Genomic DNA, 12,856 nt, shown 5'->3' on the forward strand with positions numbered 1-12,856 from the left:
GGGCGACTCGCGCGAAGCCTGCGAACAGGTCGCGCGCCGCGTCGTCGCGCACCTGGACACGCCGTGCGCGTGCGGCAGCGGGTCGGTGGAGCTCGAGATCGAAATGGGCCTGGTCGATTTCCAGCTCGACCAGAACAGCGCCAGGGACGCCCTGCGCAAGGCCGCCGCAGCGTTGCAGGAATCCAGCGCACGCGGCCGGCGCCTGCTGTGGCACGAGGACAGCTTCGACGCCGCCCACCGACGTGCCTTCCGCCTGCTGCAGGACGTGGCGCCCGGACTGGCCCGGGGCGAATTCCGGCTCGTCTACCAGCCCAAGCTCAACCTCACCCTGCAGGCCTACTCCGGGGTGGAGGCCCTGGCGCGCTGGACCCACCCGGTGCACGGGGAAATATCGCCTGGCGAATTCATCCCCTTGATCGAGAACTCCCCTCTGATCCACGCCTTCACGCGCTGGGTGCTGAACACCGCACTGGGCCAGCTGGCAGCCTGGCGTGCCCAGGGGATCGACCTCACCATGGCGCTGAATGTCTCCTCGCGCAACCTGGACCAGCCCGGCTTTGTGGATGCGGTGCGCGAGATCTGCGAGCGCCAGGGCGTGCCGATCAACAAGCTGCACGTGGAATGCACCGAAACCTCCGTCATGACCCACGTGGAGACCCACGAGGCCCTGCTGGCCCTGCAGGCCATGGGAGCCCAGATATCGCTGGACGATTTCGGCATGGGCTACTCCAACCTGGCCTGCCTGCACTCCCTGCCGGTGCAGTTGCTCAAGCTCGACCAGTCCCTCATCAAGCCGGTGGACACCGATCCCCGGGCCATGGAGCTGGTCAAATCCCTCATTTCCATGGGGCATTCGCTCGGCTACCGCATGCTGGCCGAAGGCGTGGAAACCCGGGCCGTGTTCGACCTCGTGGTCGCCGCAGGCTGCGACGCCATCCAGGGCTACTACCTCTCGCGCCCGCTGGAGGCGCCAGCCATCCCCGCCTTCATGGCCTCCCAGGCCCAGAGCCCCCTGCCCCTGGCCGCCTGACGTACAAGTGGCTCGCTGCATTGCGGCGCTACGCCTGAAACTGGCGCGGCCAAGGCCAGTGCCCCCGCGCAAGGGCCGCCTCGCCGCGCTGGGGGCTGAGGGCCGCGGCTCCAAGCCTGCCTGCGCAGGCTTGGACGTGCCCGAAGAGCCGCCGCCTCTGGCGGTGGCCCCGAGACGCGCAGCGTCTCAGGGGGTGCTTAATACCTTCAAGCCCGTTGACCGGTGCGGGTATTGCCTTCCTGGGGAACGCCTCCACCTAGAATTTGTCCAAGCCTGTACCGTGCAGGCACAAGGAGAGATACCGATGAATGACCAAGTCACCACCCTGAACCCTTCGGCGGGCTATGGCATTTCGCAGGAAGAGCGCCACAAGGTGCTGCGCAATACCTACTGGCTGCTCGCCCTGAGCATGATCCCCACCGTGCTGGGCGCCTGGATCGGCGTTGCCACGGGCATCACGCAGTCGCTGCGCGGCGGCGTGGGCCTGATCGTGTTCCTGGGCGGCGCGTTCGCCTTCATGTTCGCGATCGAAAAGACCAAGCGTTCGGCCGCCGGCGTGCCGGTGCTGCTGGCCTTCACCTTCTTCATGGGCCTGATGCTCTCGCGCATGATCGGCATGGTGCTGGGCTTCAAGAACGGTACCGACCTGGTGATGACCGCATTTGCCGGCACGGCAGGCGTGTTCCTGGTCATGGCCACCCTGGCCAGCGTGATCAAGCGCGACCTCTCGGGCATGGGCAAGTGGCTCATGGTGGGCGCACTGGTGCTCATGGTGGGCGCCATCATCAACGTCTTCGTGGGCTCCTCCGCCGGCATGATGGCGATCTCGGTGGCGGCGATCGGCATCTTCAGCGCCTACATGCTGTATGACTTGAAGCAGATCCTGGACGGCGGCGAGACCAACTACATCAGCGCCACCCTGGCCCTGTACCTGGACATCTTCAACGTGTTCCAGAGCCTGCTGGCCCTGCTGGGCATCATGGGCGGCGAAAAGGACTGAGTCAGCTCCTTCAGCCCTGCGTCACCAAAAGGCTCCCTCGGGAGCCTTTTTCTTGAGCCCGCGCAATGGTCAAGCCTCAATCCGGGCGGGCTGCTGCCGATAATGGAAGTACATGCGCCCTATCGACTTCTTTGCCCCCCAACCCGTCCTGCGCCTTCTGGCTGCGTCCGCTGTCCTGCTGGGCTTGGCCGGGTGCGACAAGCTTACCGCCACGCTGGGACTGAACGAGGCGCAGCAAAAGGACACCGAGGCCCGGGCCATCGGCGGGGCCTGCCGCCATGCGCTGCGCGGGGTGGAAGACTGCTATACCCTCAATCCCAAGGCCCCCAAGGCGGCGGTCTTCGACGGCTGGAAGGAGATGGACCAGTACATGCGCGACAACAAGATCGAGGGCACGCCCGCGGTGGTGGCCAAGCCCCCCGAGCCGGCACCCAGGCGCGCGGCGCCAAGGGCATCCGCCCCCGCCGAGAGTTGATGCACACAGGACAAAGGGGCCCTCGAGCCCCTTTTTCACGCCTGTGTGGCGGGAGGATCCCCGGCCTCAATCCCGCTCGAACACCGCCATGCTCTCGACGTGCGCCGTGTGCGGGAACATGTTGACCATGCCGGCCGCCGTGCAGCGGTAGCCGCCCAGGTGCACCAGCAGGCCGGCATCGCGCGCCAGTGTGGCCGGGTTGCAGCTCACGTAGACGATGCGCTTGGGCGGGGTCCAGTTCTCGGCGCCCGGGGGCAACGGTGCCGCACCCTCGGCGCCGAGGCGCGCCTGCTCGATGTCGGCCAGCGCCTTGGCCAGTGCAAAGGCGCCCTCGCGCGGTGGGTCCACCAGCCATTTCTCGGCCGAGCCGTCGGCGATCAGCATCGCGGGCGTCATCTCGAACAGGTTGCGCGCCACGAAGTCGGTGGGCGCCAGGGCCTTGCCGCCTTCGGCCACCAGGCCCTGGTTGAGCCGGTAGTTCTCGCGCGAGCGCGCCACCAGCGTCTCGCTGCCCTCGATGCCCAGCACCTCGCGGCCTTGCGTGGCCAGCGGCAGCGTGAAGTTGCCCAGGCCGCAGAACCAGTCGATCACGCGCTCGTGCTTTTGCACATCCAGCAGGCGCAGCGCGCGCGTGACCAGCACGCGGTTGATGTGCGGGTTCACCTGCGTGAAGTCGGTGGGCTTGAAGGGCATGGTGATGCCGAAGTCCGGCAGGCCATAGGACAGCGGCTCGCCGCCTTCCTCCATCAGCTTCACGGTCTCGGGGCCCTTGGGCTGCAGCCACCATTGCACCTGGTGGGCCGCAGCAAAATCGCGCAGCCGCGCGAGGTCATCCTTGCTCAGCGGTTCCAGGTGGCGCAGCACCAGCGCGGTCACGCTGTCGCCGCAGGCCAGTTCGATCTGCGGGCAGGTGTCGCGCGCGTCCATGGAGGCGATCAGCGCGCGCATGGGCATCAGCATGGCGTCCACGTGCGGAGGCAGCACCGGGCAGGTCTGCATGTCGGCCACGTAGCGGCTCTTGCGCTCATGGAAGCCGACCAGCACCGTGCCCTTTTTGATCACATGGCGCACCGACAGGCGCGCGCGATACCGGTAGCCCCAGGCCGGGCCCTCGATCGGACGCAGCACCGTCTGCGGGCGCACCTTGCCCAGGTGCCAGAGGTTGTCCTCCAGCACGCGCTGCTTGACGGCGACCTGCCCGCCCACGTGCAGGTGCTGCATCTTGCAGCCGCCGCAGGCGCCGGCATGCAGGCCGAAATGCTGGCAGCCCGGGCGCACACGCTGCGACGATTCGCGGTGGATCGCCGTCAGGCTGGCCTGCTCCCAGTTGTTCTTCTTGCGGTGGGTGTTGGCGGTGACGTACTCGAAGGGCAATGCGCCGTCGATGAAGACAACCTTGCCATCGGGCCTGCGCGCCACGCCCTGGGCTTCCAGGTCCAGGGAACGCACAGCCAGCCAGCCTTCGGGCAGTTGCTCCGATTCCTGGCCTTCAGGTTCATACGAGGGGGACAATTCTTTGGGTTCGCTCATCCCCCGATTGTCTCAGAGGCGGCAATGCGACCTGCGCCCACCCCCGGGGGCCGCAGGTCGAAGGGCGGGATCAGCCGCGGTCAGCGCGCGGTGCGCGGCGCCCGCCGGGGCCGCTCATGCTGGCCGGTGCAAAGCGCGGCAGCTCGTTGATGCGCAGGTCGCAGCCATGGTTGTCCAGCGTGAACACCAGCGTGCTGCCGGGTGCCACGCGGGGCAGCACTTCGTGGATCTGGTAGGACATGTCCACCGGTGGCTCGGGCGAGCGGTAGATGATTTCCTTGGCCGGGCTGTACACCACGTAGCAGGCGGCAGAGGCGGACTGGCTGAAGCCGACGGCCAGCAAGGCGGCTGCAGCGAATTTGGATGCGGACATGGGAACTCCTCCTGCGACTTTCGGTATTGCAGCCATTATGCGGGCTTGTGCACCGCTCGCCAATGCAGGCGTTGCGCGCGTGCCTACCCCGTGCCTATCGCAGGACCAGGTGGTTGCTGTGCTTGACCTCCTCCATCACCGCATAGGTGCGGGTTTCGCGCACGCCCGGCAGTTGCCAGAGCACGTCGCCGGCGAACAGCCGGTAGGCATTCATGTCCGCCGAGCGGGTCTTGAGCAGGTAGTCGAACCCCCCCGCCACCATGTGGCATTCCATGATCTCGGGGTGCACCTGCACGGCGGCCTTGAACTGGTCGAACACATTGGGCGTGGTGCGGTCCAGCAGCACTTCCACAAAGACCAGCATGCCCGCTCCCAGCTTGAGCGGGTTCAGCCGCGCCTCGTAGCCCAGGATGAAGCCGTCGCGCGTGAGCCGCTGCACACGCGCCAGCACCGCCGTGGGCGACAGGGCCACGGCCTCGGCCAGCTTGAGGTTGGCAATGCGCCCGTCTTCCTGCAGGATTGACAAAATTCTGCGGTCGATACGGTCCAGATCGGCATCGTTGGTCATTGACTATAGTGATTCATTCGTTCGATGGGCCAATTTTCGAACATTTATTCATCACAAGTCCAGAGATGATCCATTCCAGCGGGTCCGACAGCCGTCGGGCCCGAATCCATCCCAGAGAGACGCAGCCGCCATGACCCATCCCGCCCACTTCGCCGACTTCGCCCCGCGCACCCCACTGTCCAGCCCGCTGCGTGCCGCCATCACCGCCGCCTGCCGCCGCCCCGAGCCCGAGGCCCTGGCGCCGTTGCTGGAGCAGGCCCGCGTGCCGCAGGCGGTGGCCGCCGCCGCGCAGCAGCTGGCGCTGCGCATTGCGGGCGCGCTGCGCGAGCGCAAGGCGGGTACCGGGCGTGCCGGCATCGTGCAGGGCCTGCTGCAGGAGTTCTCGCTCTCGTCGCAGGAAGGCGTGGCCCTGATGTGCCTGGCCGAGGCGCTGCTGCGCATTCCCGACAAGGCCACGCGCGACGCACTGATCCGCGACAAGATCAGCAACGGCCAGTGGGAGCCGCACCTGGGCAAGAGCCCCTCACTCTTCGTCAACGCCGCCACCTGGGGCCTGCTCATCACCGGCAAGCTGGTGGCCACGCACAGCGAAGGCAGCCTGGGCGCCTCGCTGGGCCGGCTCATCGGCCGGGGCGGCGAGCCGCTGATCCGCAAGGGCGTGGACATGGCCATGCGCATGATGGGCGAGCAGTTCGTGACCGGCGAGACCATTGCCGAAGCGCTGTCCAACGCGCGCCGCATGGAGGCCGAGGGCTTTCGCTACTCCTACGACATGCTCGGCGAGGCGGCCCTGACCACGGCCGACGCCGAGCGCTACTACGCATCGTACGAGCAGGCCATCCACGCCATCGGCAAGGCCTCGGCCGGGCGCGGCATCTACGAAGGGCCGGGCATCTCGATCAAGCTGTCGGCCCTGCACCCGCGCTACAGCCGCGCGCAGTTCGGCCGCGTGATGGACGAGCTCTACCCCCTGGTGCTGCGCCTGACCGAGCTGGCCAAAAGCTACGACATCGGCATCAACATCGATGCCGAGGAGGCCGACCGGCTGGAGATCTCGCTGGACCTGCTCGAGCGCCTGTGCCATGCCGAGAGCCTGGCGGGCTGGAACGGCATCGGCTTCGTGATCCAGGCCTACCAGAAGCGCTGCCCCCACGTCATCGACTTCGTGATCGACCTGGCCCGGCGCACTCGCCGCCGCCTGATGGTGCGCCTGGTCAAGGGCGCCTACTGGGACAGCGAGATCAAGCGCGCCCAGATAGACGGTCTGGCCGACTACCCGGTCTACACGCGCAAGGTGCACACCGACATCTCCTACGTGGCCTGCGCGCGCAAGCTGCTGGCCGCGCCCGAGGCGGTGTACCCGCAGTTCGCCACGCACAACGCCGAGACCCTGGCCACCATCTACCAGCTGGCGGGCAGCAACTACTACGCGGGGCAGTACGAATTCCAGTGCCTGCACGGCATGGGCGAGCCGCTGTACGAGCAGGTGGTGGGCGCTGTCACGGCAGGCAAGCTGGGCCGCCCCTGCCGCATCTACGCCCCGGTGGGAACGCACGAGACGCTGCTGGCCTACCTGGTGCGCCGCCTGCTGGAGAACGGCGCCAACACCTCCTTCGTGAACCGCATCGCCGACGAGGCCATTCCCCTGGCCGAGCTGGTGCGCAGCCCCGTGCAGGTGGTGGACGAGGCCGCCCAGCGAGAAGGCCAGGCCGGCCTGCCGCATCCGCGCATCCCCCTGCCGGGCGCACTGTATGGCGCCGGCCGCGCCAATTCCCAGGGCCTCGATATCGCCAGCGACGCCACGCTGGCGCAACTGAGCGCCACCCTGCAGGCCAGTACGCTGCAGGACTGGAAGGCCGGCCCGCTGCTGGCCGCCGATGTGCCCACCGGCCCCACGGCCTCCGTGCGCAACCCCGCCGACCTGCGCGACGTGGTCGGCCAGGTGCAGGAGTCCACGGCGGAGGACGTGGACCAGGCCCTGCAGAACGCGCAGCAGGCAGCCCCCGCATGGGCCGCAATCGCGCCGGCCGAACGCGCCGCCACGCTGCAACGCACGGCCGACCTGCTCGAGGACCGCATGCAGCCCTTGATGGGCCTCTTGATGCGCGAGGCCGGCAAAAGCGCCAGCAATGCCATCGCCGAGGTGCGCGAGGCCGTGGACTTTTTGCGCTACTACGCGGCGCAGGTCGCAACCACCTTCGACAACACTACGCACATTCCGCTCGGCCCCGTGGCCTGCATCAGCCCCTGGAACTTCCCGCTGGCCATCTTCATGGGCCAGGTGGCAGCAGCCCTGGCCGCCGGCAACCCGGTGCTGGCCAAGCCAGCCGAGCAGACGCCGCTGATCGCTGCCGAGGCCGTGCGCCTGCTGTGGCGCGCCGGCGTGCCGCGCGCTGCGGTGCAGCTGCTGCCCGGCCAGGGCGAGACCGTCGGCGCCCGCCTGATCGGCGATGCGCGCGTGATGGGCGTCATGTTCACCGGATCCACCGAGGTGGCGCGCATCCTGCAAAAGACCATCGCGGGCCGGCTCGACGCCGCTGGCCGCCCCATTCCGCTGATCGCCGAGACGGGCGGGCAGAACGCGATGATCGTGGATTCCTCTGCCTTGGTGGAACAGGTGGTCACCGACGCCGTGTCCTCGGCCTTCGACAGCGCAGGCCAGCGCTGCTCGGCCCTGCGCGTGCTGTGCGTGCAGGAGGATGCCGCCGATCGCGTGGTGGAGATGCTCCAGGGCGCCATGGGCGAGCTGCGCATGGGCAACCCCGGCGTGCTCGCGGTGGACGTGGGCCCGGTGATCGACGCCGAAGCGCAGGGCGGCATCCACAAGCACATCGAGGCATTCAAGGACCTTGGTCATCGCGTGTTCCAGCATTGCCGCAGCGATGCTGCCGAGGCGGCGCAGGGTACCTTCGTGCCACCCACGCTGATCGAGCTGAACAGCATCAGCGAGCTGCAGCGCGAGGTCTTCGGCCCGGTGCTGCACCTGGTGCGCTATGCCCGCAAGGACCTGGACCAGTTGCTCGACCAGATCAACGCCACCGGCTACGGCCTGACCCAGGGCGTGCACCCCCGCATCGACGAGACCATCGCCCGCGTGGTGGACCGCGCCCATGCCGGCAATGTCTACGTCAACCGCAACATGGTGGGTGCCGTGGTGGGCGTGCAGCCCTTTGGCGGCGAGGGCCTGTCGGGCACGGGGCCCAAGGCCGGCGGCCCGCTGTACCTGCTGCGCCTGCTGGCCGAACGCCCTGCCAACGCATTGGCCCAGACCTTTGCGGCCGCCGACCGCACCACGCCGCCCGACATGGCCGCGCGCGATGGCCTGCTGGCGCCGCTGCGGGCGCTGGAGCGCTGGGCGCAGATGGAGAACAAGGCGGCACTGGCCGCCACCTGCCGCCGCTTTGCCAGCGAAAGCCAGAGCGGCACGGCACGTACCCTGCCCGGCCCCACGGGTGAGCGCAATGTCTACAGTCTGCAGCCGCGCGCCACGGTGCTGTGCATCGCCAGCGCCGAAGACGACCTGCTGACCCAGCTGGCCGCCGTGCTGGCCAGCGGCGGCAAGGCCGTGTGGAGCGACGCCCACACCGCCCTGCGCAACACCCTGCCCGCCGAGGTGCAGGCGCGCATCGTGACCACGGGCAACGCACTTGCGGACGGCGGCGTCGAACTGGCTGCCGCGCTGCACCACGGCAGCAGCGAGGCGCTGCGCAGCACCTGCGAACAGCTGGCGCGCCGCGCCGGCCCCATCGTCGCCGTCACGGCCCTGCACCCGGGCAGCACCGATGTGCCGCTGGAACGCCTGCTGATCGAGCGCGCGCTCAGCGTGAACACGGCGGCGGCCGGGGGCAATGCGAGCCTGATGACGATTGGATGAACACGCTGGACACGCCTCGTCCCACATTCAGCCACCTCGTCGAAATTTTCACAAAAATCATATTTGACATTTTTTACTCATGAAAATATCATTAAAGCAACGAAGCCGGTAGTCTACGCAGTCTGTGCGCCTGGCTTTGAATTCATCCACTCTTGCCATCGAGAAGCCACCATGCGCAACAACCTGCCTGTCACCCAGCGGGAGTTCACCTTCGCCCCAGAAGAGACGCTCGTTTCCGTCACCGACCTCAAAGGCCGGATCACTTACTGCAACCATGCGTTTGTCCAGGTCAGCGGTTTTCAGCGAGAGGAGCTGATGGGCCAGCCTCACAACCTGGTCAGGCATCCGGACATGCCCTCCGAAGCATTTCGGGACATGTGGGAGACCATACAGTCCGGCCTGCCTTGGACTGGATTGGTCAAAAACCGGCGCAAGGACGGGGACCACTACTGGGTACAGGCCAACGCAACCCCGATGATGGATGGTGACCAGATCACCGGGTTTCTCTCCGTCAGAACGGCACCCGACCGTGCGCGGGTGCAGGCAGCGGAAAGCATCTACGCCCAGATGAAAAAGGACGAGGCCACCGGGCGATCAAGCCAGGGGCTCCAAGGCGGTCTGCTGGTCCACAAGGGGATTGCTGGATGGCTCAAGCGCCTGAGCCAGCCCAAACTGGCCTCCAAGTTGGCCTACACCCAAGCCATGGCGATGGCCGCTGTGGCAGTACCGCACTTTCTGGGGGCGCCGGATTTCGTCGTGCTGGGCACCGCGGTCCTGGCCTTGTTGATCAGTGCCGCCTTGCTGAAGGCGTTTGCAGTCACTCCACTGCATCGCCTGGTCCGGGATGCCAATCGACTGGCTTCGGGCGACTTGTCCCGGGGCGTGGAGACGGGTGCTTCCGATGTGGTCGGCCAACTGCAGCAGGCGCTCAATCAGCTCAGCGTGAACCTTCGCACGGTGGTCAGCGACGTGCGCGAGGAAGTGGGCCATCTGGACGTGGCAGTGCAGGAGATTGCATCGGGCAACAACGACCTTTCATCGCGAACCGAGGCGCAAGCCAGCAGCCTGCAACAGACGGCCGCGTCCATGGAGGAGATCAACGGAACGATACAGAACAGTGCCACCTCGGCCAACCAGGGAGCCCAGATGGCGCACGCCACCTCCGAAGTAGCCCGGCACAGTGACGAGGCCGTACAGAACCTGGCCGAATCCATGCAGGGAATTGCCACCTCGTCAAAACGCATCGAAGACATCATCCAATTGATCGAGGGCGTTGCCTTCCAGACCAACATCCTGGCCTTGAACGCAGCGGTGGAAGCTGCCCGGGCCGGAGACCAGGGTCGCGGTTTCGCAGTCGTGGCCTCCGAAGTGCGTGCACTCGCGCAACGCACCACTTCGGCCGCCAAGGACATCAAGGAACTCATCACCGAGTCCGGTGCGCGGGTCACGGCCGGCGTGGCCAGCGCCGCTCAGGCACGCGAGCGCATGCACGCCGTGCTGCAGTCGATAGGCAAGGTGAACTCCGTGCTGAACGAGATCAGCACCGCTGCAGGCGAGCAGAAGGTCGGCGTGTCGCAGATCAATGAGGCGGTGACACACATGGATTCGATCACCCAGCAGAATGCCGCGATGGTGGAGGAGCTGGCCGCTGCAGCCCAATCGCTCTATGGCCAGGTACAGGGCGTCAGCAGCTCCATGCGCCTTTTCCGCCTGCGGACAGGCGAGATATCTCTGTCGCAGGCAGACGCCGTGGCACTGCGCCGCGCAGGCAGTGCCGCTTTGCTGGAAGCTGCCTGACCACCTATGTGCAGCGCCCGTCAGCGCCCGCCAACCGCGAACGCAACCTGCCCCATTCGACGGCCGAGGCGCTTGCATCGCCAGCAGCCGCAAAGGCCTCAAGCTGCTTTGCAACTGCGCTGTCTCCAGCCCAGCCCAAGGTACGGAACACCGTGGCAAGACTGTGCGACAAGCGCTGCAGTGCCGCAAGCTCTGCAGCCTGCAACGCCGCGTCGCCCGCCGCCAGGTCGTGCGGGAATTGAGCGAGGCACTTGGCACGGTACGCCCGAAACAGCGCGGCATCACCACCGAAGTAGGCAGCGATGGCTTCTCCATCCAAGCATTCGCTCGGGGCTGCTTCATCCTGCGCCGCGCCTGCGCTTGGCGGCTGGGCTGCGCCTTCATCGTCCAAAGCGTCTTGCACGCATGCCCGAAGCTGGGCCACCGAAGCCGGCTTGCGCAATGTACGCCAAACGCTGCGGCCATCGAGCCGGGCCGGAGTTTCGGTACCCAGGCCAGCACTGAAGATCACCACCTTGGCGTCCCCGCACAACGCGGGCTCAGCATGCAGACGGTCCAGAAAATCATAGCCTGACAGGCCTGGCAGCATCAGGTCCGTGATGATCAATCGCGCCGGCTGATGGCGCAGGCTGGCAAGCGCGGCTTCCACGTCGGCGCACAGCGTCAGCTCCAGACCCAGGTCTTCCAGGGCCATGTCGATGAAGCGCGCAATGGAAGCATCATCCTCCACCAGCAGCACCCTCCGTCCGGCAGCGGTGAACGCATCGCCCATAGCTACCCCAACGACGGGGCAACGGCGCTGGCGTCCGCACTCCGCGCAAGAAGCGCCGGCAGCTCGGCAACCAGCCGCGGCTTGTGGATGACATTCACGCCCTGCAGCGCAAACGCATAGGGCGCACGCTGGGACTCGTCCAGAGACGTCACCACGATGAGCCGGCTTTTCGCAAACTGCGGGTGCGAGCGCAAGGTCGTGATGAGCGCAGCGCCATCGATGCCCGGCAGCAGAATGTCCACGATCAGGATGTCCGGCTGGATCTGCCCGTACAGGGCCAGACCGGTGATGCCGTCATTGGCGATATGCAGCTGCCATGCCGGGAAATGCTGCTCCACAAGCAACGACACCAGGTTCTGGAAATGGATGGAGTCCTCGATCAGCAGCACCTTCACCTCGCCCGGTGCTCCTGGGCTCACGCCGCGGGGAGCAAGCACAGGCCGGGCTGTGGGCTGGATGGCCACCGGCTCCTGCAGACCGCCAACTGGAGCCCCTCCACCGGAACGCGAGCGCAACCATTGCTCGACTGAACGGCGCGAAATACGCCGATGCCCTCCAGGAGTCTTCCACGCCTGGAGTTCATTGCGGTCCACCATCAGTTGCACCGAGCGCACCGCCATTCCCAGGAGCCGCGCGGCCTCGAAGGTGGTGAGCTGATCCGACGCAGCCAAGCCATCCAAAGACTTTTCAATTTTCATGATTGCACTATTTTACTTGCAAACGATTTTTATCAAGCAAGCTTGCAAAGAATAAAAATGATTGATATGATAAGAAAAACAAGTGATTCGACAAATTTGCCACCTCATTGGGAAGCGCCATGAAAAAAGTACTTATCGTTGAAGACCATATGGACATCCGCAAGCTGCTGCACATGACCATGGAGTTCGAAGATTTTGAAATCCACGAAGCTGCAAACGGCGACATCGGTCTGGAAATGGCGCGCGCCCTGTCACCGGACGTGGTGCTGCTGGACGTGATGATGCCCGGCACCCTGTCGGGCCTGGAGGTCTGCCGCTGCATCAAGAGCAACCCGGCCCTCAAGCACACCAAGGTCATCATGCTCACGGCACGCGGGCAGGCACAGGACCGGCGAGACGGCTTGAAGGCTGGCGCCGACGCATACCTGGTCAAGCCCTTCAGCACACTGCAGGTGCTCGAGACGGTTTACCGCCTGGAGGCAGCCCATGCACCCACCGATTGAACCCATGCCGGCCACGTTGTTCGGCGAGGCCACCCGCTTCGACGAAGCCGCCGCACAACAGATGCTGCGCTTCATCGAAGATTTTGGGCATGTCTACCGCGAACGCAACAAGGCTTTGGACGACCTGACCCCCCCGCAAAACGAAGCCTTCCTGCACCTATTCATCACCCATCAACCCCGCGACGAACACACCACTGTCAACAACCACAGCCTCACCAAACTCAACTACAACATCG

The 12,856-nt window shown here is 66.2% G+C and carries 11 protein-coding genes and 1 pseudogene; 7 read left to right on the forward strand and 5 right to left on the reverse strand.

The genetic code is table 11. The features are described from left to right. The 3 genes from ACK59X_RS03540 to ACK59X_RS03550 all read left to right on the forward strand — a co-directional run. On the forward strand, window positions 1–1,030 hold a 1,030-nt coding region (locus ACK59X_RS03540), incomplete at its 5' end, for a putative bifunctional diguanylate cyclase/phosphodiesterase (protein ID WP_409955229.1). A gap of 304 nt (window positions 1,031–1,334) precedes the next feature. Beyond that, a complete protein-coding gene (locus tag ACK59X_RS03545) occupies window positions 1,335–2,030 on the forward strand; it encodes a Bax inhibitor-1/YccA family protein (RefSeq protein ID WP_409955231.1) in 696 nt (231 codons plus the stop codon). A 112-nt stretch (window positions 2,031–2,142) separates the two neighbouring features. Further along, window positions 2,143–2,505, forward strand: coding sequence for a hypothetical protein (locus tag ACK59X_RS03550; RefSeq protein WP_409955232.1), 363 nt, complete (start codon window positions 2,143–2,145; stop codon window positions 2,503–2,505). Between the two features lie 66 nt (window positions 2,506–2,571). Here the strand turns inward: ACK59X_RS03550 and rlmD are convergent, their stop codons facing one another. From rlmD to ACK59X_RS03565, 3 genes are all read right to left on the reverse strand, one after another. Next, window positions 2,572–4,035 (reverse strand): 23S rRNA (uracil(1939)-C(5))-methyltransferase RlmD, encoded by a 1,464-nt coding sequence (gene rlmD / locus ACK59X_RS03555; protein WP_409955234.1) that lies wholly within the window; start codon window positions 4,033–4,035, stop codon window positions 2,572–2,574. Between the two features lie 70 nt (window positions 4,036–4,105). Further along, on the reverse strand, window positions 4,106–4,408 hold the full coding sequence (locus ACK59X_RS03560; protein WP_409955236.1) for a hypothetical protein: 303 nt from the start codon (window positions 4,406–4,408) through the stop codon (window positions 4,106–4,108). Between the two features lie 94 nt (window positions 4,409–4,502). Beyond that, window positions 4,503–4,976 (reverse strand): Lrp/AsnC ligand binding domain-containing protein, encoded by a 474-nt coding sequence (locus tag ACK59X_RS03565; protein WP_409955238.1) that lies wholly within the window; start codon window positions 4,974–4,976, stop codon window positions 4,503–4,505. Between ACK59X_RS03565 and putA the strand changes: the two genes are divergently transcribed. Both putA and ACK59X_RS03575 read left to right on the forward strand, forming a co-directional pair. Continuing rightward, on the forward strand, window positions 4,900–8,850 hold the full coding sequence (putA, locus tag ACK59X_RS03570; RefSeq protein WP_409955240.1) for a trifunctional transcriptional regulator/proline dehydrogenase/L-glutamate gamma-semialdehyde dehydrogenase: 3,951 nt from the start codon (window positions 4,900–4,902) through the stop codon (window positions 8,848–8,850). The two genes, ACK59X_RS03565 and putA, sit on opposite strands and share 77 nt — an antisense overlap. A gap of 171 nt (window positions 8,851–9,021) precedes the next feature. Next, window positions 9,022–10,647: a methyl-accepting chemotaxis protein gene (locus tag ACK59X_RS03575; protein ID WP_409955242.1), complete on the forward strand. Its 1,626-nt coding sequence runs from the start codon at window positions 9,022–9,024 to the stop codon at window positions 10,645–10,647. 4 nt (window positions 10,648–10,651) lie between these two features. Here ACK59X_RS03575 and ACK59X_RS03580 read toward each other — a convergent pair whose 3' ends face one another. After that, window positions 10,652–11,419: a response regulator gene (locus ACK59X_RS03580; protein ID WP_409955243.1), complete on the reverse strand. Its 768-nt coding sequence runs from the start codon at window positions 11,417–11,419 to the stop codon at window positions 10,652–10,654. 2 nt (window positions 11,420–11,421) lie between these two features. After that, complete coding sequence (locus ACK59X_RS03585; RefSeq protein ID WP_409955245.1) at window positions 11,422–12,117, reverse strand: helix-turn-helix domain-containing protein; 696 nt, start codon at window positions 12,115–12,117, stop codon at window positions 11,422–11,424. 119 nt (window positions 12,118–12,236) lie between these two features. Between ACK59X_RS03585 and ACK59X_RS03590 the strand changes: the two genes are divergently transcribed. Together ACK59X_RS03590 and ACK59X_RS03595 are read left to right on the forward strand one after the other, a co-directional pair. Further along, on the forward strand, window positions 12,237–12,620 hold the full coding sequence (locus ACK59X_RS03590; RefSeq protein WP_409955246.1) for a response regulator transcription factor: 384 nt from the start codon (window positions 12,237–12,239) through the stop codon (window positions 12,618–12,620). Then, window positions 12,604–12,856: pseudogene (locus tag ACK59X_RS03595) on the forward strand (hypothetical protein); the annotation flags it as partial. The gene ACK59X_RS03590 and the pseudogene ACK59X_RS03595, both read left to right, overlap by 17 nt.

The organism is Acidovorax sp., assembly GCF_046339755.1.
GTDB lineage: Bacteria > Pseudomonadota > Gammaproteobacteria > Burkholderiales > Burkholderiaceae_C > Acidovorax.